Annotated in this window: 21 protein-coding genes; 5 read left to right on the top strand and 16 right to left on the bottom strand. The window is 32.8% G+C overall.

The features are described from left to right. Position 1 precedes the first annotated feature (1 nt). The 3 genes from ACFVR2_RS08080 to ACFVR2_RS08070 are packed head-to-tail and all read left to right on the top strand — an operon-like array spanning position 2 to position 1,668. Entirely contained in the window at positions 2-1,138 is a 1,137-nt protein-coding gene (locus ACFVR2_RS08080; RefSeq protein ID WP_387360595.1) for a zinc-dependent alcohol dehydrogenase, read from the top strand. Between the two features lie 17 nt (positions 1,139-1,155). After that, positions 1,156-1,350 (top strand): hypothetical protein, encoded by a 195-nt coding sequence (locus tag ACFVR2_RS08075; protein ID WP_387360593.1) that lies wholly within the window; start codon positions 1,156-1,158, stop codon positions 1,348-1,350. Between the two features lie 18 nt (positions 1,351-1,368). Next, entirely contained in the window at positions 1,369-1,668 is a 300-nt protein-coding gene (locus ACFVR2_RS08070) for a spore coat protein (protein WP_387360591.1), read from the top strand. Between the two features lie 153 nt (positions 1,669-1,821). On the opposite strand, the gene ACFVR2_RS08065 is transcribed toward ACFVR2_RS08070, so the two are convergent. The 9 genes from ACFVR2_RS08065 to ACFVR2_RS08025 form a co-directional block, all read right to left on the bottom strand. After that, positions 1,822-2,919 (bottom strand): L-dopachrome tautomerase-related protein, encoded by a 1,098-nt coding sequence (locus ACFVR2_RS08065; RefSeq protein WP_387360589.1) that lies wholly within the window; start codon positions 2,917-2,919, stop codon positions 1,822-1,824. 599 nt (positions 2,920-3,518) lie between these two features. Beyond that, complete coding sequence (locus tag ACFVR2_RS08060; protein WP_387360587.1) at positions 3,519-3,857, bottom strand: DUF5655 domain-containing protein; 339 nt, start codon at positions 3,855-3,857, stop codon at positions 3,519-3,521. Positions 3,858-4,134: 277 nt separating this feature from the next. Beyond that, on the bottom strand, positions 4,135-4,710 hold the full coding sequence (locus ACFVR2_RS08055) for a competence protein ComK (RefSeq protein WP_098427758.1): 576 nt from the start codon (positions 4,708-4,710) through the stop codon (positions 4,135-4,137). 309 nt (positions 4,711-5,019) lie between these two features. Next, a complete protein-coding gene (aceA, locus tag ACFVR2_RS08050) occupies positions 5,020-6,309 on the bottom strand; it encodes an isocitrate lyase (RefSeq protein ID WP_387360585.1) in 1,290 nt (429 codons plus the stop codon). Positions 6,310-6,327: 18 nt separating this feature from the next. Continuing rightward, complete coding sequence (gene aceB / locus ACFVR2_RS08045; RefSeq protein ID WP_387360583.1) at positions 6,328-7,914, bottom strand: malate synthase A; 1,587 nt, start codon at positions 7,912-7,914, stop codon at positions 6,328-6,330. Between the two features lie 809 nt (positions 7,915-8,723). Next, positions 8,724-10,001, bottom strand: a complete 1,278-nt coding sequence (locus ACFVR2_RS08040; protein ID WP_387360581.1) for a M48 family metallopeptidase — start codon at positions 9,999-10,001, stop codon at positions 8,724-8,726. 654 nt (positions 10,002-10,655) lie between these two features. Further along, positions 10,656-12,188, bottom strand: coding sequence for a fatty acid--CoA ligase family protein (locus ACFVR2_RS08035; RefSeq protein ID WP_387360579.1), 1,533 nt, complete (start codon positions 12,186-12,188; stop codon positions 10,656-10,658). 148 nt (positions 12,189-12,336) lie between these two features. Then, positions 12,337-13,326, bottom strand: a complete 990-nt coding sequence (lplA, locus tag ACFVR2_RS08030) for a lipoate--protein ligase (RefSeq protein ID WP_387360577.1) — start codon at positions 13,324-13,326, stop codon at positions 12,337-12,339. 10 nt (positions 13,327-13,336) lie between these two features. Continuing rightward, positions 13,337-14,071, bottom strand: coding sequence for an MBL fold metallo-hydrolase (locus ACFVR2_RS08025; protein ID WP_387360575.1), 735 nt, complete (start codon positions 14,069-14,071; stop codon positions 13,337-13,339). 180 nt (positions 14,072-14,251) lie between these two features. Between ACFVR2_RS08025 and yhfH the strand changes: the two genes are divergently transcribed. Continuing rightward, the gene (gene yhfH / locus ACFVR2_RS08020) at positions 14,252-14,383 is read left to right on the top strand and encodes a protein YhfH (protein ID WP_387360573.1); all 132 of its coding nucleotides are present in this window, start codon (positions 14,252-14,254) and stop codon (positions 14,381-14,383) included. A 146-nt stretch (positions 14,384-14,529) separates the two neighbouring features. Here yhfH and hemY read toward each other — a convergent pair whose 3' ends face one another. The 4 genes from hemY to ACFVR2_RS08000 all read right to left on the bottom strand — a co-directional run bounded on the left by hemY (position 14,530) and on the right by ACFVR2_RS08000 (position 20,965). Further along, on the bottom strand, positions 14,530-15,951 hold the full coding sequence (gene hemY, locus ACFVR2_RS08015) for a protoporphyrinogen oxidase (RefSeq protein ID WP_387360571.1): 1,422 nt from the start codon (positions 15,949-15,951) through the stop codon (positions 14,530-14,532). Between the two features lie 27 nt (positions 15,952-15,978). After that, positions 15,979-16,911 carry a ferrochelatase gene (hemH, locus tag ACFVR2_RS08010; protein WP_387360569.1) on the bottom strand — a complete coding sequence of 311 codons (933 nt, stop codon included), beginning with the start codon at positions 16,909-16,911 and terminating at the stop codon, positions 15,979-15,981. Positions 16,912-16,934: 23 nt separating this feature from the next. Next, positions 16,935-17,978 (bottom strand): uroporphyrinogen decarboxylase, encoded by a 1,044-nt coding sequence (hemE, locus tag ACFVR2_RS08005; RefSeq protein WP_387360567.1) that lies wholly within the window; start codon positions 17,976-17,978, stop codon positions 16,935-16,937. Between the two features lie 851 nt (positions 17,979-18,829). Then, entirely contained in the window at positions 18,830-20,965 is a 2,136-nt protein-coding gene (locus tag ACFVR2_RS08000; protein WP_387360565.1) for a transglycosylase domain-containing protein, read from the bottom strand. Positions 20,966-21,162: 197 nt separating this feature from the next. On the opposite strand from ACFVR2_RS08000, the gene ACFVR2_RS07995 reads away from it, so the two are divergent. Beyond that, a complete protein-coding gene (locus tag ACFVR2_RS07995; RefSeq protein WP_387361721.1) occupies positions 21,163-22,362 on the top strand; it encodes a M20 family metallopeptidase in 1,200 nt (399 codons plus the stop codon). 43 nt (positions 22,363-22,405) lie between these two features. Here ACFVR2_RS07995 and ACFVR2_RS07990 read toward each other — a convergent pair whose 3' ends face one another. Genes ACFVR2_RS07990 through ACFVR2_RS07980 form a run of 3 tightly spaced genes read right to left on the bottom strand, consistent with a single transcriptional unit; the run spans position 22,406 to position 25,101 of the window. Beyond that, complete coding sequence (locus ACFVR2_RS07990) at positions 22,406-23,134, bottom strand: EcsC family protein (RefSeq protein WP_387360563.1); 729 nt, start codon at positions 23,132-23,134, stop codon at positions 22,406-22,408. A 12-nt stretch (positions 23,135-23,146) separates the two neighbouring features. Beyond that, positions 23,147-24,367: an ABC transporter permease gene (locus ACFVR2_RS07985; RefSeq protein ID WP_387360561.1), complete on the bottom strand. Its 1,221-nt coding sequence runs from the start codon at positions 24,365-24,367 to the stop codon at positions 23,147-23,149. Continuing rightward, on the bottom strand, positions 24,364-25,101 hold the full coding sequence (locus ACFVR2_RS07980) for an ABC transporter ATP-binding protein (protein WP_098233652.1): 738 nt from the start codon (positions 25,099-25,101) through the stop codon (positions 24,364-24,366). Before ACFVR2_RS07980 ends, ACFVR2_RS07985 begins: the two co-directional genes overlap by 4 nt. Between the last annotated feature and the right edge of the window lie 1,103 nt (positions 25,102-26,204).

The raw sequence follows: 26,204 nt of genomic DNA, 5'->3' as shown, positions 1-26,204 counted from the left end.
CATGAAGGCAGTAACGTATCAAGGTATTAAAAATGTTGAAGTCAAAGAAGTTCCAGATCCAAAGATTGAAAAACCAGATGACATGATTATTAAAGTAACGAGTACAGCTATTTGTGGGTCTGATCTTCATCTAATTCATGGCATGATTCCTAACCTGCAGGAAAACTATATTATTGGCCATGAACCAATGGGAATCGTAGAAGAAGTAGGTCCAGGTGTGACTAAGCTAAAAAAGGGAGATCGAGTAATTATCCCCTTTAATATAGCATGCGGTGAATGCCATTACTGTAAAACAAATTTGGAAAGTCAATGTGATAATTCTAATGATAATGGTGATATGGGTGCCTATTTTGGATATTCTGGTAATACGGGTGGCTATCCAGGTGGGCAAGCCGAATATTTAAGAGTGCCATTTGCCAACTTTACTCATTTCAAAATTCCAGAGACTTGTGAAGAACCAGATGAAAAGTTAGCAGTTATTGCCGATGCGATGACTACTGGTTTTTGGAGTGTTGACAATGCAGGCGTAAAGGGTGGAGATACAGTTATTGTTCTTGGCTGTGGTCCGGTTGGTCTTTTTGCTCAAAAATTTTGTTGGCTAAAAGGAGCAAAGCGTGTCATTGCCGTAGATTATGTAGACTATCGTTTGCAACATGCCAAACGTACCAACAAAGTTGAAATTGTAAATTTCGAACACTTTGAAAATGTGGGAATGCATTTGAAAGAAATAACGAAGGGCGGCGCTGATGTTGTCATTGATGCAGTTGGAATGGACGGTAAAATGACTGATTTAGAGTTCCTGGCGAGCGGAATGAAACTTCAAGGTGGAGCATTCAGTGCGTTTATCATGGCTTCACAAGCAGTGCGTAAAGGCGGGACAATTCAAGTTACAGGTGTTTACGGTGGCAGATATAATGGATTCCCAATGGGAGATATTATGAACCGAAACGTCAATATTCGATCTGGACAAGCACCTGTGATTCATTATATGCCATATATGTTTGAATTAGTGTCGACCGGGAAAATTGACCCAGGAGATGTCGTAAGTCATGTACTTCCACTTAGTGAAGCAAAGCGTGGCTATGAGATTTTTGACACAAAAATGGATAATTGTATAAAAGTCCTGTTGAAACCTTGAGGAAGGAGGTATAAAAAATGAACTACGCCTTACATGAAGTTCTTGAGGTCCATGAGATGGCTGCATTTAAGACAACTTGTTTAACTAAATCCAAAACGATGAAAGCATTAGTTACAGATCAGCTATTAAAAGATATTATGCAGCAAGACATTGATATATCTACGAGACAATTACAAGAATATGCTTCTATCCTATCCAACGCTAAGCAGTAAATTAGGAGATGAATAAACATGAATCCAATCATTGAAACTTTAACTGGCATGAACGCACTATCAGATCAAGTGGTTGCAATGGATCTACTTATTTCAGCTAAAAGTGGAATTAGAAATTATGCCATGGCAGTTACGGAGGCAGGAACACCGGAAATTAAAGAAATGCTCACTCGCCATTTAGTAGAAGCTCTTGATATGCATGAACAAATATCCACATATATGGCAGAAAAAGGATGGTACCATCCTTGGGATACAAACGAACAGATCAGTTTGGATTTAAATAATATCAATACAGCATTGAACTTACCGACACTATAAAAAATTTCCAGGAACAGTTTAACACTCACCAAATAAACTGTTCCTATTAAAGTATTTTGAGTTTATTTGGCAGAAGTAAATAATGTTAATACTTCTTGCTTACTCGTGTTTGTTTTACACTATATAATGAAACCAATTAATTGACTATTTTTATTATGAAAAGGTCGGAGAAGGGAATTCATTAATTTTGATACGAAGTAAACTATAAGGTTTCTGTCGTAAGTCTTTTCCATAATGAAATCTAGGCTGTCGATGTAATTGATTCACAATGACATACAAATATTGATCCGGACCAATTGAAAAAGTATCTGGCCACAAAATTCTCGGATCATGTACAATAGTTTCCATTATACCATTTGGAAATATCTTACGGATACAGTTGTTTTCATAATCTCCAGCATAAACAGTTCCCTTTGCATCGGTGATCATTCCATCAGACGCACCTTTTTCTCCCCAATACTTCACATGATAAGGTACATCCATGTCCGATATCGTTCTGTCTCTCAGGGCTTCTGTTGAAATCGAGAACAAGTGACGACTGGTTAGTGGAGCAAAAAATAATATCTTTCCATCGGGAGAAATTGCAAGACTATCAGACGCCAATCTAAATGGAGAAGTTGAACCGTCTTTGTTTCGATTCATTAAAATTTGACCTTCTACTTTCGGTAAAAAATAGGGATCGGGTGAAGTTGAATTTGCCCCATTTAATCGTCTAAAGGCGTTTCCATTTGATAAATCTACGACGATAATAGCTCCTGGTCCTCTTGAAGAAGAATCCGTTATATAGGCATAACCTGCTTTTCCAACACGAAAATCAAAACGGACATCATTCAGATAAGTTGTAGGTAGGACAACCTCTTCTGTAAAGGTATATACTTTTATTATTGTATTAGTTTCTAAATCAACAGCGACTAATTTTGCTCCCCCTTTAATAGGTTCAGAAAAATTGGGTGCCGCTGTATCTAATATCCAAAGCGTTCCCCTTCCATCAGCAACTACACTTTGGACGCTGATGAAAGTCATTGTGATATTCTCGGGGTTAACCAAATTGGTTTGTAAATTAGGATAAGGCTGCAATTTATCGCCAACAATTTCCCCCACTGTAAATTTAACATCGTCTCCCCATTTCGGAAAGCAAATAAAAATACGACCGGTTTCTGTAACAGTAACACCTGTAGGCATAGCCCCATAAAATTCATAAACTAGTTCTAAATTACCGAAATATTTTTCACTAGGTAATATAGGTTTCATAATATCCTCCTCTAGTATTCAAACGGGATATCTCCTATATATGATTTATATTTTTTCTAGTGCATGTTTCTTAATAAGCTTTTTTCACTATAATCCCACATTTTTACCCAAGGATAAGTTTAAGTTTTTTCTGGTAAAAAGAAAGTACGCTCTGCTAGTGGTTTTATTACACTCATATCACATTTTATAAATCGACTATTCAGCCGATCGAGTTGTTCTAATAAAGCACTGCGTAAGTTAAATTTAGATTACCGAAACGACCCTTCCAACAACCTTTGCCAATAAAACCTCCAATAATAATAGCTCCTCCGATTACTCCTAAGCCAATTATTAGTATATAGGATTTTGTAATCAGTGCGTCTGGGAGGCTAATTAACACCCCTAACAAAATTCCTTTTGTCCAACCATACATTGGAAGAACAGTTATTGATATTAAGAAACCAATTGTAAAACGATCAATAAATGAAAACCGATCATAGCAATGAGCTTATCTTCAAATTTCGTCGGGAGCATTAATGTTACAGATATAGACCAAATATTAGACCAGATATAAATCCTAAGAAACTGATATTCATTGGTAATAAATATCCTTTCTCTAACTAACACATCAATTGATATGATTCTTTTAAAAGAACTAAAAACTCTTGATCTAGCTCGTCTACACTATGGAATCTAAAATTATTGTGAAATCGGTTTTTGGAAACTTGTTCAATTTTAGTAATCTTTTCGTGTTCAATTTGATGGTTTGTTACTAAATTAAAATCTAACCATTTCTTTTTTGGATGAACTCCTCCAAAGGAAGATTTATTCAAAAGATGAATAGAAGTCTTTTTAAACTCAATTTCAAATGCACCTATTTCTTTCAATAAATCGAGGATCTTTGAATATATTTCATAAACATTAGATGCCTTATTTGAGAATAATTCATCTTCTGACATATTGTCATCTCCTTATTTCTTCTTACCACAGAAGACTGTATTACCATTTATTTTGCCTATTTTTACATCATTTTACAATTATCTTTATTCAACTAATCATTCTTTTGTTGAATAAGAAATCAACAATCTACTTTAACAGAGCCTTCTTATTAAGAATTAAAAGGACTAAATTTCGGAATTTCTCAATAATCTTTTCTTCTACACACTTGTTCAAATAATCCCCATAAAAAAACTACTTCACTAAATGTTAAGTAGTCAAAAGTTTAATCTTACACTTTTATTTTTCGTGTATTGATATTCCTTTTATATATGAAGTAATTTCGTTATCAGGGATTAATTTGTAAGTTTTTTGTTGGGTATTTTCAGGGTTGAGCCGGTCTTCATAAATAGCCCTTAAATGTGCAGTTCGGTATAATTGGTTTTCAAATGAACCACGAGATATTTCTAATGGAAGTTCAACACCGTTAAAAAATTCAACAACTGATCGATTATATTTACCGCCTCTGAAATTAGCAACATGATTGTAGGAGATCCAAGAACATTCTACTTTTAAAGAAGATGAAGTGGGGAAAAAGAAAATTTGATTCATTGAGCTGATCGCTATTGGTGGTTTATGAGTGATGGAAATCATTTGTTTAGTTCCTTCACGCCTACCCCGGTAACTACTCCCGAAATAAGCACAGCTTCTTTCAATAATTTCAATCGGTTTCATTAAAACATAAAAACTATCATCTGTTTCATATACCTTTGAAATCACAACTAAATCGACCGTAAATTCTGGGATGATTGCCATTGTCGACTTATTAATCTCGTACTCATTTAATACTTTAACTTGTCCTTTCACATGATTCATCCTTACAACTCCTTCTGTTATTAGTATTATGAAATGTTAAATCTTGTTGGCTTCAATACAGTCTCTCTCTTCCTTAATTAAATAATTAAAATTAAAGGCCAACAATTAAGTTTAACAAGTTCAGATAAAAAATTTTTAACATGAAGTATAGTAGCAACATTGATGTTAGAGAAATAATATCACAAATCTTTATTTGTAAAATCATTTTTTAAATACTTTAACAAAAGTGTCATTGTTTACTAAATTTTAGGATAAAAAACAATAGAAAAACCACCTATCTCACAATTGAAAAAAGTGGTTTTTTACTAATTAATTAGATGAAAATTGTTGTTCTTCAGTAGAGCCTTTAAGAGCTGTTGTTGAAGAAGTTCCTCCAGTAATAATTTGAGCTACTTGATCAAAATATCCTGTTCCAACTTCGCGTTGGTGTCTTGTTGCAGTATAACCATATTGTTCACTTGCAAATTCAGCTTGTTGAAGTTCTGAATATGCTCCCATTCCACGATCTTTGTAGTTTCTAGCTAATTCAAACATGCCAAAGTTTAATGCATGGAAACCAGCAAGGGTAACGAATTGGAATTTATAACCCATTGCTGCAATTTGTTGTTGGAATGTCTCGATTGTTTCGTCATCTAGTTTCTTCTTCCAGTTAAATGAAGGTGAGCAGTTATAAGCTAGTAATTTTCCTGGGAATTTTGCATGAATAGCATCTGCAAAACGTTTAGCATCTTCTAAGTTTGGCTCTGACGTCTCACACCAAACTAAGTCTGCATACGGTGCATAAGCAAGACCACGAGCAATTGCTTGATCTAACCCTGCTTTCGTACGATAAAAACCTTCAGGTGTTCTTTCACCTGTAATAAATTGTTGGTCGACTGGATCAATATCACTTGTAATTAAATCTGCTGCATCTGCATCAGTTCGTGCAACAATAAGGGTTGGAACTCCCATTACATCCGCTGCTAAACGAGCAGAGATTAAGTTGCGAACCGCCGTTTGTGTTGGTAATAATACTTTCCCACCTAAATGGCCACATTTTTTCTCCGAAGACAATTGATCTTCAAAATGTACACCTGCCGCTCCCGCTTCGATCATACTTTTCATTAATTCAAATACATTTAATTGTCCACCGAAGCCAGCCTCTGCATCTGCCATAATCGGTGCGAAGTAGTCGATTTCTTCTCCACCTTCAACAAATTGAATTTGATCTGCACGTTGGAAAGCCTGGTTAATTCGTTTTACAACTGCTGGTACAGAATTTGCTGGATATAAACTTTGATCTGGATACATTTGACCAGAAAGATTTGCATCAGCAGCTACTTGCCAACCACTTAAATATATAGCTTTCAAACCTGCTTTTACTTGTTGAATTGCCTGATTTCCAGTTAATGCTCCTAGTGCATTAACATAGCTTTCTTCATTTAAAAGCTTCCATAATTTTTCTGCACCTTTTTTTGCTAATGTTTGTTCAATATCGATTGATCCTCTTAACTTAATCACATCTTCAGCAGTGTATGTTCTTGTAATACCATTCCATCTAGAATCAAGTTCCCAGCTTTCTTGTAATTCAGCAATGCGCTTTTCACGATTTTTCGTCATATTCATTTCCTCCTAATTTTATAAAAAGTTATATCCTTTTAAAGTCAGAAAGTCAGCAAATTCATCGTTGCTAATTAACTCATCAAATAATTCAATTGCTTCATTAAACCGTTTTGCTTCAAATTGTTCTTTCCCTGTTTCTAGTTGAAGCTTCATCATTTCTTCATTTTTTAATGAATCCACTACTTGTAAAGTAATGTTTGTACCATCCTCTAAAACACCTTTTTCATGACGCACCCATTGCCAAATTTGCGCACGCGAAATTTCAGCAGTCGCAGCATCCTCCATTAAGTTGTATAGCGGCACCGCGCCTCGACCACTTATCCATGCTTCAATATATTGAATTGCAACTGTTATATTTGTTCTGAGACCTTGTTCAGTAATAACACCACTAGGAATCTCTAAAAGATCAGCTTCAGTTACATTAACATCCTCACGTTTTCTATGAATCTGGTTTGGTGTAGGCATATATTGATTAAATTGTTCAAGAGCAACAGCTACTAAACCAGGATGCGCTACCCATGTACCATCGTGTCCATCCTTTGCTTCACGCTCTTTATCTTTTCTTACCTTTTCAAACGCAACTTCATTTCGCTCTTTATCATCTTTAATTGGAATTTGAGCTGCCATTCCTCCAATTGCCGGAGCATTTCTACGATGACAAGTTTGAATAACTTTTTGAGAATATGAACGCATAAAAGGTACTTCCATCGTCACAACAGATCGATCAGGTAAAATAATTGATTTATCGTAACGCATCATTTTTATAAAACTAAAAATATAATCCCATCTTCCGCAATTAAATCCGGCTGAATGATCCTTTAATTCATATAGTATTTCATCCATTTCGAATGAAGCTGCAATTGTTTCGATTAATACAGTTGCTTTAATCGTTCCAACAGGTATATTCAATTCATTTTGAGCAAATAAAAAAACATCATTCCATAATCTTGCTTCCAAATAACTTTCCATTTTTGGTAAATAAAAATAAGGTCCTGAGCCATTTTTAATTGCTTGTTTCGCATTATGAAAGAAATAAAGTCCAAAATCTACTAAGCTCCCAGACATATTTTCACCATTTACAGTGATATGTTTTTCTTCTAAATGCCAGCCTCTTGGTCGAACTAATAGGACAGCTGGCTTCTCTTTTAACTTATATGTTTTTCCTTTTGAATGAAGTGAAATTGTTCGATTCACAGCATCTCTTAAATTAACCTGACCCGTAATTATATTTTCCCAAGTTGGAGAAGTAGCATCTTCAAAATCAGCCATGAAAACAAACGCATCAGAATTCAATGCATTGATAATCATTTTTCGATCAACTGGTCCCGTTATCTCTACTCTTCGATCTTGTAAATCTTCTGGAATAGGTGCAATTGTCCATTCACTATCACGAATGTGTTTTGTTTCCTCTAAAAATTGAAGCTTACCTCCATTTTGTAACAAATACATTCTTTCTTTTCTGTTTAATAACAGCTGTTGTCTACGTTGATCAAATTTCAGATGTAATTGCTCTAAAAAACTTAATGCTTCGGTCGTAAGAATGTCAGTTGAACCCTCTACATGATTACCGAGAACTTTAATTTTTGAAAGTTCAGTTGTCATATGATCCCTCCATTCAGTTATATAACAGATATTGATTACTTACGTTATTATATAACAATATATTCGGATTTGATATTAAATTCTGAAAATATTTCCAAAAGAATTTTCGACAGTTTAACCTTTTAAAGAATGGAATTTTATTTCAATTAAATAAAAAAGACCCTTAAGGATGTTTTTAGACGAATGTCATCTATTGCAAGAATTAGTAATAAAAAATAATAAAAATGAAGTACTGTTCCAAAAAATATGGACAGAAGTACAAGATACATCTGGAACTAGTTTCTTTCATTAGATCGGACTAAACTTTACTATCTTGGTAGTCCACTGATACCCAAATTTTTTTATTTAGATCGAGAGGTCCCTCATATTTTTCCATTTTCTGTGATTCTGCATTAATTACATAGCCTAAGTGAAAATCTTTAATTTGTGTTCCATTATCTTTGATAAAGTTTAGTAAAAGAATAATAAAGGGAACACACGAAACAATTAGTATACATATAAACAGTATTCTTTTAATAAGATCGCCTCAGTCTTTAGAATTAGATTATAATTTTCGTTATTCATCTTTAGTAATGAAAAATTAACTTTTACTAAATTTAACGACCGAAACGTAATTTATCCAATAGAATAAATGTGAAACTTTTAATAGAATTTATAACTTTTGATCATTTGACACACTTAAAGAATTTAATACTATGTACTATTAAGACATTTGAAGGGCTTCTATATTTTTCATAACACAAAAAAAACTTGTAGAAATTGGTACAAAACCAATCTCTACAAGCCGAACATTCAACAAAAAATTTAATCTATTTATTGTTGTTTCTTTTTTCAGCTGCCTCTAAATAATTCATTCTTTCCAACATAGTCGGATGATCATATCTAAACAATTTCACTAAAAATGGTGGATTTACTTGAGACAAACTGTTTTCGGATAACTTTTGAAACGCTATAATCCCTGACTCCGGATCATGTGTTAGCTTAACTGCATATAAATCTGCTCTTTTCTCAGCACTTCTTGAAAATGCATTTGATACCGGATCAGAAATAGAGCTTACAATTCCACTAATGATTAAAAATAACGTTAGGATGACGGCCATTTTTTCAGTAGAATTACTGCTCCTATTCTTTGATCGTACATACTTCATTAATAAGTGAATGATATACAGACCGACTAAACTACCTGCTAACATACCAAACATTGATTTATAGATATCTTTATGGACGTAATGTGACATTTCATGAGCCATGATGAACATAATCTCATCTTCAGTTAATCCTTTAAGAGTTGTATCCCATAATACAATTCTAGCGTTTTTACCTATACCTGTAACATATGCATTATAAGTAGTTGTCTTAGTGGACATATTTACTTCATATACTCGATGTGCAGGAATATTTGCTTCTTTAGCTAGGGTAATAATTTTCTTTTCTAAATTTTTATCTTTTAATGGGTAAAAATCATTATATAAGGGATCAATTACTACAGGCTGAATAAATGTTAAGAAAATCGTAAAAGGAATACTTAATAGCCATGCAGTTAACCACCATTTTTTTGGTTGTTTTTTGATTAATAAATACACAACATACATCACAAAAAACATCATGGCAAAGTTTATCCAAAAACCAATCATTTCATCCTTCATCCACGCATTAAATGTTTGAACAGACAATCCGTATTTCGTCGATAATTTAAATCGATAGAAATCAATTGGAAATGAAACGATATATGTAACGACCGAGACAAAGAAGAAATATAAAAGAACTTGTATAAACTTAAACCTAGTCAACTTAGATAATGAGTCACCTAATCTTTCAATTGATCCACTTAATAATAAAAGTGATAATACAATCCAATCAATCGGTAAGGTAATAAAGTAAAGAACATTCTTTAAAGTGCTATAACTAGAACTTAGATTAGCTTCCTTATGATTCATAAATGTATGTGGATCAACAAATGTTCCTTTATATTTTGAAGGTAGGTCAGAAGTCGTAAAAACATAAAAGTATAACAGGACTAAAATGATATAAATGAGATAGCCTAGACAGATAAATTTGGTTAATTTAGATTTAGTTGCTTTTTTCATAAAATCTCCCCCCATTCTATATTATCAACTTTGTCCAATTTTTTAGAACTTCAACCTGTTATATTTTTTAATACTTTTTTCTATTTTAAAGGGATTTTTAGGAAAATAAAGATACAACCTTTATCAAACGTAAAAAGTTCCGTCCCTTATAGAATAAATTGAGTAGACCGTAAACAATTTTTATAAATGATCAGGAATTAGTAATCTATTTTAGTGGAGTAGAATATAAAATGCGAGGTGGGTATATCGGAAGTACTTTTCATTTCTAGTAAAAATTAGTTTTATTTTATAGAAAATTAACAGACTTGAATCAATTTTCTATTTAAATTTGAAGAATTAGAACAGATTTGCATGTTTTCCATTTGAAAGGATCAACTACTGTCCATTTTTTAGTGTGTAATACCTTAACTGGTATGGGTAATCTTTTATCTTATTTGCAGATTTGTTATTTTTATTTGCAGTTTTAATATTTTTAATTGCAGCTTTTCCACGTTTATTTGCACAGTTGAGGCTCTTATTTGCAGTGCACTAGGATTTATTTGCAGATCAGACATTAACTGCACTATCAGTTTTTAAAAGATTAGTATTACAACTTTATATCCCAATTAAAAAGGAGAGATCCCCTAAAAGAGCTCTCTCCTCTGTTACCACGTGCTATTGTCTAACTGAATCTTTCAATGCTCTTCTAAGTATTTTACCAGTTGCATTTTTTGGTAGCTCTGGAATGAACTCTATTGATCTTGGTACTTTATATTTTGCTAAGTGCGCCTTGCAATATTCTGACAAGGTCTCCACACTTAATGAAGGATTTTTTGAAACAACATAGGCTTTTACACTTTCTCCAAAATTATCGTCTGGTAATCCGATAACCGCACATTCCATAACATCTGGATGATTATAAATTACCTCTTCGACCTCACGAGGGTATACATTATAGCCGCCAACAAGAATCAATTCTTTTTTACGATCGACAATATAGAAATAACCATCTTCATCTTTTCTTGCTAGGTCACCTGTATATAACCAGCCATCTCGAATCGTCATTGCTGTTTCTTCTGGCATATTATAATAGCCTTTCATAATATTAGGTCCGCGGGCGATTAATTCACCAACTTCACCTACTGGAACTTCTTCCCCAAGTTCATTAACAATTTTATTTTCAACATTGCTAATATTTGTCCCAATTGATCCTGCTTTTCTTGGGCGATCTAACGGATTAAATGTAGTAACTGGTGAGGCTTCTGACAATCCATAACCTTCTGAAATAATAACTTTAAATTTCTTTTCAAAATTCTCTAAAAGTGCAACCGGCAATGATGAACCACCCGAAATGCATAGTCGAATTGACTCAAAGTCTTCTGTCTTTCCTTCAGGGAATTGATATAAGAAATTATACATTGTTGGCACACCTGCAAATACAGTTGCTTTGTATGTACGAATAATGTCAAATATTTCTTTTGGGCTAAATTTAGGCACTAAAATAACAGTAGCTCCATACATTAAAGGCGCGTTTAAAGCTACAGTTAAACAAAATACATGGAATGCAGGTAAAGTTGCAATTACCTTTTCTGTACTTGAAAAGCTTAAGAAGTGCCCAGCATCCATAGCATTCGAATATAGGTTTTTATGCGTTAACATAGCTCCTTTTGGTTTTCCTGTTGTACCAGAAGTATATAAAATGACTGCTAAATCATCATCATGTAATTCAGGTCCTTTGAAATCTATATCTCCAAGTCCAACTACATTTGTAAACGATTTCAATTTATTGTTCTTAAATTCATAAGGATTTTCTTGTTTTGTTTCACAAATAATGAAGTGATCGATATTAGGAAGAATCGGTGAAGCTTTTTCTACTAGTGGAAGAAATAAGTCTAAGGTGATTACTGCTTTTGCGTCGCCGTTTGTTAATATGTATACTAATTCATCTGGTGCATAAAGAGGATTAACCGGTATTACAGCCGCTCCAACCTTCAGCGCACCATATAGTGCTATAATAAAATGAGGAGAATTACCAACAACTAGAGCTACTTTATCTCCCTTTTCAATTCCTAATTTTGAGAGGCCACTCGCAAATTTCGTAATATAAGTCTCTAGTGTTGAGTATGAAAATGTCTGCCCTTCAAAGATAATAGCAGAATGATTTGGATGCCTAAAAGCTGATTGTGACAGTGTTTCAACTAAATTCAAGAAAAACTACCCCCTTTAAATACAAAAATTTAAAATATTCTAAATATATTATATTGCTAGAATACAATTCTGACAAGTGAGAAAACTAGCACTTTTTAGACTTCTAATTATTTAACAAACAAAAAAAGAGTAGTTTCCTACTCTTTTTTTAAAATAATAAACTCATAAATTCTTCTTTCGTTACATTACCAAAATAATGTTTAAAATCAACTTCATTTAGCTTATTTTCAATCTCTTGTTGATCAAATTTACTGCCAATCAGTAGCTGTTCTATATCAGATACATCTCCTACCCCAAAGAAGTCACCATAAACTTTAACATTCTCAATGATTCCTTTGTTTACATCTAAACGAAGATCAATCGAACCAGCTGCAAATCTTTTACTTTGTTGAATATTGCATTTAGGAGATTTCCCAAAATTCCAATCCCAATTACGGTATCTATTCTCAGCAAGTTCTTTAATATTTTTTATATCCTCTTCTGTCCATTCGTAACGTTCTATTTTCCCATGTTCTTTAAAAATAGATTGTAAAATTAAATCCTTAAATTCTAGGATTGTTAAATCGTCTTTTAAAAATTCCTTAATGTTTGCAACTCTACTTCGGACTGATTTAATTCCTTTAGATTGAATTTTTTCCAACTTTACATTTAATGCATTTACAACTTCATCTATATCACTATCAAACAACAATGTACCGTGGCTAAACATTCTACCTTTAGTAGAAAATTGTGCATTACCTGAAATTTTTCTACCTTCTGCTAATATATCATTTCTTCCACTAAGTTCAGCATTTACACCTAGTTCTTTTAATGCCTCGATTACTGGTTCAGTAAACTTTCTAAAATTATGAAAGCTGTCTCCATCATCTTTTGTAATAAAACTAAAATTAAGATTCCCTAAATCATGATATACCGCTCCACCGCCAGATAATCTTCGAACTACATGGATGTTATGATCATTTACATATGAAGCATTAATCTCCTCGGCAGTATTTTGATTTTTACCAATAATGATTGATGGTTCATTAATATAAAATAAAAAATATGTATTTTCAGGATCTAGATTTTTTAGCGCATATTCTTCCATCGCTAAATTCAATGTTGGATCCGTTATTCCCCTATTATCTAAAAATAGCATGTGTGTCCTCCTAGAGTTTTGATTTCCATTCATATCCTGTATAAGCTAAATGAACAAGTCCATTATAATACTTTTTGGCCTCAACTTTTAAATCTTTTGTATCTCCTTTATGAGGAAGATGTGATAAAAGTAATTCTTTTACATTTGCTTCATTAGCTATTGTCGCAGCATCTTTACTGCTCATATGTCCCACTTTAGCTCCATCTTGGTTTTCATACATATTACAGTCACTTATAAGTAAATCCGCGTTGGAAGAAAACGGTATGAACTCTTCCGTAAAGCTTGAATCCGCTGTATATACGACCGAATGATTTGCAGTTTCAATTCGCATCGCGAAACAATCAACCGGATGAACAGTCTTAAGAAAACGTATTGTAAATGGACCTAGATCGAGGGCCTCATTTGGTTTATATTCATATCCCTTAGTTGCTTCTTTATATGTTAATGAATTAAATTTTTCGTGATCAAAGTTATGTCCATAAATAGGTAAGGCAAACTTAAGCTTACCTGAATTTACAAGTTGGAAGTATTGTAGTACTCCTATATCTGCAATATGATCATGATGATAATGTGACAGGATTACAGCATTTAAGCAATTAGGATCTATGTAATTTTGTAAAGTAGCTAATGCACCTGAACCACAATCAACCAATAGATTAAAATTTTTTGATTTAAATAAATAACATGAAGTTGCCTCACCTTTACCTGGGTAGCCGCCCCAATAACCAATAACGGTTACTTTCATAAAACAAACACACTCCTTTGTACTTATTATTTCTATGAAAATTTAAATTTATAAGCTTGTCCTTACTGTTTATAAAAAATAGGCGTTTAGATTATTTTTCAAAAATTGTACTAATACAGATTGACATAAAATAAGTTGTAGTAATACAATACTAATAAGTTAACTAAAGGAGAGGGTAACATGCTTGTAAAAATGTCCGAATTTTTAAAACTATTACCAAAGAAATTATGTAAACAATGTAATTCGACGATTGAAGAACAACATGATTGCTACAATAACACTTGCTCAAATTGCTTAAAAGATAGTTTTTAAGTTAAACTTCTTTTAGGAGCATCAATTTTCTTGCCGGAATGATTAAACATATTATTAGTACAGAGGCATAATAAAAAGAGCAACCTAAAAGTATCGATATACTTTTTTGGTTGCTCTATTCTTTACTAGATTGTATTAAATAGGCCTTAATAATTTGGAACAGCTTGTTTTTCACGTGAGAACAAGTATTCAATGGTATCTGAAACTGCTTTTTCACCTTGATCTATGCAGTCTGGTAAGCCAGACCCATAAAATGAGCAACCGATCACCGATACACCAGGCATTTCTTTTTGTAAATATTGTTCCATATTTTTCGTACGCTCTTTATGATTAATCGTATATTGAGGCATAGCATCTTTCCATCTTGAAACAATATAAAACTCTGGTTTTTCAGTTATATCCATCGTTTTTCTTAAATCTTCTAAAACAATTTCAACAAGTTCTTCATCTGTTTTATCGACTATTTCTTTATTGTAAGGACGTCCAACGTAACAACGTAATAGGACCTTACCTTTTGGACAAGCATGTGCCCATTTTTTATGAGTCCATGTACACGCTGTTATATTATAATCATTGTTACGTGAAACAACAAAGCCTGTACCATTTATATCCTTCTTAATTGCATGCTCAGGAAATGCAATTGCAACATTCGCAACTGATGTAGAAGGAACTTTTTTGAAAGGCTCAAATACAGGTTTATTGTTAAATAATTGTGGAATGAAACGATGAGGTACAGTAACGATAATTGAATCTGATTCAATCTTTTCATTATTGCTAAGTACAATCTCATATTTTTTTCCAACTTTATTTATATTAACTACTTGTACACCTTTTAAAACTTCTTCTGGATCTAACTCTTCTTCAATTCGTTCAACGATTGTTTGAAGACCTGTACTTACAGTCTGGAAAATTCCTTTTCTCGGACCTTTTGATTTCTTCATAGGCATCTCTTTTTTCATACCTAAAACAATACTTTGATGTTTTTGTTCAATTTGGAAAAATTGAGGAAATGTTGCCATTAAACTCATTTGGTCAATGTCGCCTGAATAAATACCAGATAAAAGAGGCTCAATTAGATTCTCAACTACTTCATTACCAAGTCTTCTTCTAAAAAATTTACCTAAAGACATATCCCCTTGGACGTGCGTTTTTGGTAAAACAAAATCTAAACCTGCACGGATCTTTCCAGCTGGTGAAAATAGACCTGAAAAAATAAAAGGCTTGATTTGTGTAGGAATCCCCATGTTTGAACCTTCTGGCATACCATGTAATTTATTATGAGCTAAAACATAGGATTTTCCAGAAGAATTAAATACGATTTGGTCTTGAATTCCTAAGTTTTCAGCTAATCGATATGCACTCTTTTTCCTTGCCAAAAATGAGTCAGGACCACGTTCAATAACAAATCCATCTTTTCTAATTGTTTGGATTTTTCCGCCAAGTCTTGATGAACCTTCAATTAATTGAATATCAATTGGAAGGTTATTTTTTAATTTTTCTTGTTTTAAATAGTAGGCAGATGTCAATCCAGTAATACCGCCACCAATAATGACAACCTTCTTATTCACTTCTTAACCTCCTATTTCAAAACCATATTATTGTTCGTTTAATTTTCTTAATACAACCGTACTAAGTCCACTAATAAATAATGAATCCGTATTAGGCATCGGTGGACGAACATATGCTTTTTGAATTTCATCTGTTACATGTTTACATTCTATGTCATTATCATAAAGTACTTCTAAATGCTCACTTACAAAGCCTAATGGTAGATAAACGTATGTTTCAAAATCATAATTATCATTCAATTCACGTGTTAAATCTTGTACATCAGGTCCAAGCCAAGGGTCTGGTGTATTACCAGCACTTTGCCATCCTAGAAAATAATGACGAATATCAGATTGCTGAACGACTAACTCGGCAGTTTCCTTAAGTTGCTCCGGATATGGATCTCCATAAGTAAGAATTTTTTCAGGTAAACTGTGCGCTGAAAAAATAAACGCCGTTTTCACACGTTGCTCTTCATTCATTGGTTCAAGAATTGCTTCTACTTCACGTACCCAATATTGAATAAATCGTTCTTCTTTATACCAATCATCTACATGTAGTATTTTAGGTCCGTCAACTTTTTCAGAATGACTTGTAGCACGTTCGTTATACGATTTTACACTAAACGTAGAATAATGTGGTGCAAGCACGATACTAACTGCTTTCGTTATACCATCTTTTTTCATTTCATCTACTGCATCTTCAATGAATGGTTCAATATGCTTCAGTCCAATGTACATTTTGAATTCTACTTTGTCTTGGATCTTATTTAAATCTTCTTCTAATGCTTTTGCTTGTTCGATTGTTATTTTTGCTAAAGGAGAGATTCCTCCAATTGCACGATATCGTTCAGTCAGTTCTTCTAGCGCCTCTTGTGAAGGCTTTCTACCTCTACGAATATCTGTATAATAACGCTCTATATCTGATTCTTTATATGGCGTGCCGTAAGCCATAACTAATAAACCGATTTTTTCTTTCATGTCATCACCATAGTCCTTTTATATTAAGCTTTAACCCTTGATGAATACTCATGTACAAAACTTGTTAATCGTTTAAGAGTATCAGGATTTACTTCAGGGAATACCCCATGACCTAAATTGAAAATATGACCTGGATTTGCCATACCTTCATCTAATATTTCCTTCGCACGTTTCTCAATTTGTTCCCATGGTGCTAATAAAAACGCAGGATCTAAATTACCTTGAAGTGTTTTCGTAATCCCTAAAGAGCGAGCTTCCGTAATAGAAGTTCTCCAATCTAGACCAATTACATCTACAGGCAGTTCATTCCATTCATGAATTAAATGGCTTGCTCCAATTCCAAACATAGTAGTTGGAATATTGTCTGTTTTAAGTGCTGCAAAAATCTTTTCCATGCATGGTTTAATATAAATGCGATAATCATTAGCATTCAAAGCGCCAACCCATGAATCAAATAATTGAATTGCACTTGCCCCTGCTTTAACTTGTGCCTTTACGTATTTTATTGTCATATCTGCTAAATGATCCATTAAAGCAAACCATGCTTCTGGCTCTGCGTACATAAATGATTTTGTTTTATTATAGTTTCTTGACGGTCTACCTTCGATCATATAGCTAGCAACTGTAAAAGGTGCCCCTGCAAATCCAATTAATGGAACAGAAAGAACCTCTGTTGTTAATAATTTAATCGTCTCATAGATATAAGGTAGTTGCTCTTCCGGATGAAGATCAGTTAACTTTTTTACATCTGCTAATGAACGAATAGGATTGCTTATTACCGGTCCTACTCCTGATTGAATTTCTACGTCTACTCCAATTGCAGGAAGTGGAGACATAATATCTTTATATAAAATAGCTGCATCAACATTATATTGGTCCACTGGTAGCGCTGTTACGTAAGCGCATAATTCAGGTTGATGAGTAATTTCAAATAAAGAATATTTTTCTTTAATTTTTCGGTATTCTGGCTGAGAACGCCCTGCTTGTCTCATATACCAAACTGGTGTATGCGTTACTTCTTCTCCTCTAATCGCTTTAAGAAATGTATCGTTAAAATCTTTTTTCATCCTTCAAAGTCTCCCTTTCACTTTTCCAAACTCTACTATTAAATATACTGATTGAACCATTAATTGTATAGAAAACTCGAATTTTGACACATAATGTTCACTGATTTTACAATTTTTCTCAATTAATAGGTCTATTTCACTACCAGACTTTTCCCATTAAAAATTATATCAAAATATGTCTAAAATATCGAATTAATAATCTTTATTTAATAATACTTTTTATAAAATAAAGGCGTTTAAAAATTCGTTATTAACTCATGCTGTTGAAAAAAGAATTTGTCAATTAAATTGTTGATTGATCATTGATAAGTAAGTTGTGTGTTATGATTTCCACTACAGTTTGCTCGCTTTCCATGGGGCGAGATTCTTTAGCGGCCTCGTCGCCGCCTGTGGGGTCTCAGCCTTCCCGCTTATCCCATAGAAGCCTGGCACCCTTTCGTTCCAATCAAGCTCTTTAAAAAAAAAAAAAAAAAGAATAATCTTAAAAAAATAGAATAGTCAATTGAACGAATGAATTACCCTTTAATAATAAAATTGTAACTTATGATGACGACTTACACATCTTTACAAATATTGATCGTTTAAAAAAGATAGTTTAATTTTTGCAAGTTATTAAAGCATTTATCTATCAACCAAAATCACTTGTTTTTAATAAGGTGACAGGTAAAACAATAATAATAAATAAATCTTTTTTAACTATTCAATCAAGCGTTATTTCATTGTTCAATCTTCTTAATCTCTTAACTAATCTTTTTAAACAGATACTATTTTTAGGAACATAGTTTTAGTAGTAATAGGAAATAAAAAACTCCCCTTCAAATCATTTGATAAGAAGGAGAGCCTTAAAATGTTTATTCCTTATTTCTTATGTTGGGTTTGACAAGTTTAGACCTCTCACCTTCTTCTTTTGTTTGCGGATTGTACGGTACTACATAATAAGAAGGTACATTAAATACATTTACAAAGGAATCTTTGTACTCATCTAAACCAGTAACAGTATCTATTAATTTCTCTTTGCCATTCTTCACTCGATAGATTCGATATTGTTGTCTGTGATCAGTTGGTGCATTCCAATTAATGACGACAGTGAATAATCCAAATGGAGAGAATGATACTTTCGATTGAACATTAGAAATAGGCTCTAAATTTATCGGTGATTCTAAATCGTCTATATTTTTTGGCTTTTTAAATTTTGTTGATGGTTCTCTTCCTGCTTCCCTTAAAATCTTTTTAAATAATATGGTTGGATATGTACTACCATTTCTTAAAAAATGTTTTGAATCTGTTTTATCATATCCCATCCAAATTGCGCCTACAACGTCTGGTGTATAGCCTACAAACCAAGCATCTTTGTTTCCATTTGTTTGGCCAGGTATATTTGTAGATCCCGTTTTACCCGCTAAATCACCATTGAAACTTCCTCTGCTAGCTGTCCCTTCATTTACAACACCTTTTAGCATTTTTGTCATATACCAAGAGGTTTGTGATGAAAACACTTTATATTCCTTAATTTTCGCTTCGGCTACTAATTCATTGTTCCGATCATAAATTGCATTAATAACAAAAGGCTCTAATGCATCTCCATCATGATCAAAGGAACTATATGCTTTTACTAGCTCTAATGGTGTTAAACCAATCTTAAGCCCTCCAAGCGCCATACTTAAACCTTTATCGGGAATATTCAAATCCATTTTTTCTAGATACTCTTTTGCATTATCAATTCCAATATCATTTAATAACCAAACTGCTGGTACATTTGCTGACTGAATTAATGCATTAAACATCGAAATCGTTTTCGTATAAACTCCATTATAATTTTTCGGTTTATAGTCTCCTAACGCACTCTGTTCATTAGGTAATAAAGAATACGGATTGTAGTTTCCTGTTTCAAGCGCTGGCGAATAAACAAGTAAAGGCTTCATTGTTGAACCAGGTTGTCTTTTCACGTTAATACGATTTAATCCTTGAAAATAGTAATTTCTACCTCCAATTGCCGCCTCTACACCGCCTGTTTCGGAGTTTATTAATACAAAGGCTCCTTCAGCATTTTGATCAGTTCCCGGAAAATAGTTTCCATTTTTAAAATATTTATAGGCGGTTAATTGTGTTTTTTTATGAATTGGAACGACAACTTTGTATCCACCATTTAAAAGTTGGTCATAAGAAATTCCATATTTCTCTTTTGCTTCTTTAATAACCATATCAATATATGTAGCATATCCGTTTTCAAATTTTTGTTCCGTAATATGCAATACTGTTGGTTTTATTTTGGCTTTCTGATACTCAGATTCAGTTATATAATGCGTATCTAGCATTTTATAAAGAACAAGATTCCTACGTTCTAAAGATCGCACTGGTTGAGTGACTGGATCATAATGTGATGGAGCCTTTAATAAGGCTGCTAAAGAAGCACTTTCCTCAATAGTCAAATTTTTAACATCTTTCCCGAAATAATATTTTGCAGCTCCGCCAATACCATATACCCCGTGACCGAAATAAACCTGATTTAAATACATTTCTAGTATTTGATCTTTTGTATACTTTCTTTCTAGATTAATTGCTATAATTACTTCCTTTGTTTTTCTCATAAATGTTTTGTCGTTCGTCAAAAATACATTCTTTGCAAGTTGTTGAGTAAGTGTACTCGCACCTTGTACTTTACTAAATGCTTTTATATCATTTACTATAGCCCGAAAGATTGATTGAGTATCAATTCCATGGTGCTTATAGAAACGTTCATCTTCAATTGAAACTACTGCTTGTTTAGTATAATCAGGTATATCACTAATTGAAACGATTTGATGATTTTCATTATATAGCCTTGATACAAAATTCCCCTCTAAATCTACCATTTCCGATGATGAATGGACGACTAACTTATCTTCATCTATAACATAATTACCTAAGAAAACGATTAGTAAAAATCCTACAAAGCTAATTAACAGGACACTTAACAGTCCTATTGCTAAATATCCCCATTTTTTCAATTATTTCACCTTCATTTCTCTTACCATATAACAAATAGTATATCCATTTATTCCCATGAATAAGTCATTATTTCCTTTTTTTCGATGTATATTTCCTTGGAAATACATTTTTCGTCATTTCCTACTTGAAGATAATTTTGAAGGATATCAATTACATTTCTTGAATAGGTTATATAGATAGTAAGTAGGAGGGTGAAATAATGTCAGATTTATTTTCTTTATTAGATTCATATTATCCGGAAATGGTATCTACACGAAGATACCTACATGAAAATCCTGAGCTTTCATTTAAAGAATACGAGACAGCAAAATTCATTCAAAACTTTTATCAACAATTAAATATTCCATTTAAATCAAATGTCGGTGGAAATGGTGTTGTTGCTACAATTAATGGTCGAAACCCTGGGAAAACAATCGCTTTACGAGCTGATTTTGACGCACTACCGATTCAAGATGAGAAAAATGTTCCTTATTCCTCAAAAGTACCTGGCGTTATGCATGCATGTGGTCATGATGGTCACACTGCTACACTATTATATTTAGCAAAAGCAATTCATGAGCAAAAAGAGTCATGGGACGGTAAAGTTGTGTTACTTCACCAACATGCAGAAGAATATGCACCAGGTGGAGCAATTTCTATGATTGCTGATGGATGTTTAGACGGTGTTGATGAAGTTTATGGAACTCATTTGTGGGCAATTGAAGAATTAGGAACAATTGGTTATCGAAAAGGACCAATCATGGCGGCAGCTGATCGTTTTTCAATCACAATCCAAGGTCAAGGTGGTCATGGTGCGGAACCCCATCGAACAAAAGACAGTATTGTAATTGCTAGTCAACTTGTAATGGCACTTCAACAAGTTGTTAGTCGAGAAACAAATCCAATTGACACAGTAGTCTTATCGATTGGAAGTTTCGAAGCAAAAAATGCTTTTAATGTAATCGCCGATCGAGCAACATTAATAGGAACGGTTCGTACGTTCAAAAAGGAAACACAAGAAAAAGTAAAAAAACAAATAGCTAGAATTATTAAAGGAATTTGTCTAGCAAATGATGTTACATACGAATATAAGTACGATGATGGATATCCTCCAGTAGTAAATCATGAAATAGAAACTGATTTGCTAGTTAAAGTAGCCGAATCAATTGATGAAGTTAGTCACTTAAAAGAAATGGACCCTAAAATGGGCGGAGAAGATTTCGCATACTACTTACAAAAAGTACCAGGAACTTTCTTCTTCACAGGAGCAAAACCTCCACAGGCTACAGAAGCATATCCACATCACCATCCAAAATTTGATTTTGACGAAAAAGCTATGCTAATTGCAGCAAAAACACTAGGGTCTGTGACATTAGCTTCATTAAAACAATCACAAAAATTAGTTGAGCAAAAATAAAAAAAAGGAGAACTTTTTAGTTCTCCTTTTAGTATGTAACTCTCTAGATAAGATCTTCCTTCTTCTTCATATACCTTAATCGATAAGCATTTTTAGCAGTTTCACCTAATTGTTCAAGAAGTTGATAATTTACATAAGCTCCAACCGGGGCTCCAATTATCGGTACTAATTGTAGAAGTTTTGCTAAATCGATATGATCTCGATATTCTAGTTGCAATTGCTCCCAATTGACTTGGGGATTTTCATCCACTTTATCTTCCCACTTTTCAATAACCTGAAATACTTTTTTCCGGTGGCTATCACTTGAAAAAGCAAGTTGAAAAATATACAGCATGAATTGTCGTTCAAGCTCATCTTTAGGCGAGTAGCCATATATTTTTGCTGCCTCAACTAAAAACCTAATTTTTATTCCTAGTAATAACGGAAAATCGGCAAGTCCGAGTAATATTCCACCAGCTCCAGTACCAGCACCTTCTACAGCTGAAATCTTTTTGTACTCGTTTAACTTTTTATCTAAGATTAAATCTCTTTCTCTAAGTGTTAATGCTTCATACTCTTCACCACTGCCATTAAAAACAGTAGATCCTCCCATAAATAAAACCATCATATTTTTAACGGTTTTTGTAAGCAGTTCTTGGATTTGTTCTGGCAATAATGATTGAAGCTTTAACTGAACTTTTTTTGCAGATGTTTGAAAAATATTTGAATCGGACATTACTTTTTGTTTCCATCTAGATAGTTCGTACTGAATACGAAGTTCATAAGAATCCATTTTGTCCACCCTTTACAATTTTTGTGGCTTACTTAACCTTTTATGCACATAAAATTTAATTAACCACATTGAAAATAAAGTATACACAACGATTGCAATAATAAAGTTTAAAATTGATAAGCCCTTTATTAAACCAATGATACTAAAAACTAGACTACATATTATTAGTAGTATATACAAAAGTGTCGAAATAGATTTTTTATTTTCTTCATTTGTATAAGGATAAATTTTCCACAACAAATGGTAGTTATACTGTTTTAAAATTGACATATTCTGTAGGGAGATTACGTAAAGAAATAAAATGCCCATCAATATTTTACCAATTGTAGTTGGCACCAAGTAAACTACAAACCCACCTACGAAAAGTTGTCTTAAAAACATACTTAAATAGTTACCATTTCTGATAAATGTACGAACTAGTAAATAATTCGCAGCATTTCTCATTTTAATTTTATTAATGATTGGATCGGCCCATTTTCTTCGCTTAACTTGTTGTTGAATAGACGGTACATCAGTAAACATATTCGCAAACCGATAGAAAGTCGATAATCTTGAAGTATCAAGTTTAACATTTCTTTCCCATTGTACTCTTTTATTTTTACTACCTATTTGAATCGTTAATGCATAAACAGCTAAAATTACGATCATTATTAAAAGGAAAAAACTGCTCCATTTACTTAATAATCCATAAATAAATAAGAAAGTACCTAGAAACCTTAAACAATAATCAAAAGCTCGGTTTAATACACCACTATTTGTAAGATGTAAGAATGAAACAAAAAGATTATATCCTTTTAATAACAAAATTATTACCATAAAGACGATAAAACTTGTTGTTTGTCCTAGCGAAAATTTCTTATAAATTGGATAAATCACACCTAACATCATTAACATTAAATAAACTTGAACGACGTACGTAATTAAAAAAGATCGGACAAAATAATTTTTCATCTTTTTTTCTAAAGGTAGTAAATAATGTAAATCAGGTCCTTTAAAAAAAGTAGTTACTTGACCTGTTACAACAAGAATACTGAAAAGGATAGAGATTAATATAATAACCGGAAAGTCTGGAGAAATTGTTTTTAGCATTTGTTGATAATAATATGCTCCTCCTCCAAACCCAAAAACAATCACAAATTTTATATGATCATTAAAAATATAACGACCATATTTACTCATTTCCTTTATGAAGCTCCTAAACCGTGCCAACCATAATTCTTTTATCGTATTCATATTTCTTTTTCCTTCGTTGCAAAAATATAAATTTCGTCCAATGAGGCATTTGGCATATTATATTGAGTTTGTAATTCGTTTAATGTACCTTTTGCAATAATTACTCCTTCATGCAAAATAATAAATGAATCACAATAAATTTGAGCAGTCGATAAAATATGAGTAGACATTAAAATGCCTGCTCCTTTTTCTTTTTCATTGTTTAAAATCTCAAGTAAATCATTAATCGCGATTGGATCAAGCCCTAAAAAAGGTTCATCTATTATGTATAACTGTGGTTGGACAATAAGGGCACAAATGATCATTACTTTTTGTTTCATCCCTTTAGAGAATGTCGAAGGAAAATATTTTCTTTTATCATATAACCTAAATGTTTTTAATAACTCTTCACTACGTTTTTTAAAATCCTTTTCAGGAATATTATATGCCAAGGCTGTAATTTCAAGATGTTCCTGTAAAGTTAATTCATCATAAATCATCGGTGTTTCAGGAACATATGATATGCTGGCACGATATGCAGTTGGATCTTTATCAAATGATTCACCATTAATTAATATGTCACCTTTAGATGGCTTCAAAAGGCCTAAAATATGTTTTATTGTCGTACTCTTACCGGCACCATTTAACCCGATTAATCCAACTAGCTCATTCCTATTTATCGTAAATGAAACATCTTTAATGACAGGCTGTCTAGTGTATCCACCTGTGACATCTTTTACATGTAATAAAGTCATTCTTTACAAATCCTTTCAAATGTACTTTTCCTCTAAATTTTATTGTATCAAATAATAATCTTAACTTCCTTATTATCATATTTATGGAATAGTAAAAAAAAATCCTTCTTTTTTTGAATACTATTTTAGGTTAAGGGTATTATAATTCTTGAAGGGAAAGCAACACACTTTCCAGTTCAAAATTTGAAATGAGGTGTGTGTTAAAGGAAATTTAATTTGCGTTCAAACCTAAGTCAGATAATTGTTTAAGTGAAATGAGGTATCTCCAAAGATTAACATCGTTGTCATATTCAGCAATGCAAAAATCTAAGGAGATGGTGCGCTTGAACATGATCTATAAAAACAAAGGTCATTAGTATACCAATTTGTAAATGAGGTGTCTCGAGCAGAACATATAATTTATTTATAGGTGTACCAATTTATTGAACATTAAAGCAAATGAGGTGTCTGTTAAAGACAATTTAACTTATTAACCTAAAATCTTTTCTATCATCTTTCCCCTTCATCAAGGAGCAACTATTGGTTGCTCCTTGTTTTATGTTGATTAAAAAGAACCTCATTTAAATTACCAAATATTCGTAAAAGGAGTAGAGTGATGTTGATTTCCACTACAGGATGATTCTCGCTTTCCATGGGGCGTGATTCTTTAGCCTCCTCGGCGAGCCTGCGGGGTCTCAGACTTCCCGCATTTCCCAAAGGAGTCGAATATTCTTTCGTTCTAATCAACTTATTTATAAAAAGATGTTTACATTAAGCTACTTCCTTCTATTATCTATACTCTTATTGATCCGATTAACTAATAATTAACTTAAAGGTATATTTCTTTAAATCATGTCTTCTTTTCAAGTCCCACTCGGTTTTCTAGCCATTCACCTTATCCTTCGATGACTTTGAAATTTTCTTCTGCTTTTGAGAATACTTTCTTTACTGCAGGGCATCATAATTCTTGAAGGGAAAGCAACACACTTTCTAATTCAAAAAATTGAAATGAGGTGTGTGTTAAAGGAAATTTAATTTGCGTTCAAACCTGTGCAAGGATAGTTCGTTAAAGTGAAATGTCTCCCAAGATAAAACATCGTTGTATAAACAGCAGTGAAAATATC

The sequence above is a fragment of the Gottfriedia sp. NPDC057991 genome (assembly GCF_042886615.1).
Classification (GTDB): domain Bacteria; phylum Bacillota; class Bacilli; order Bacillales; family Bacillaceae_G; genus Gottfriedia.
Note: the sequence above shows the minus strand (reverse complement) of the source record. Positions and strands in the feature narration are given on the sequence as shown.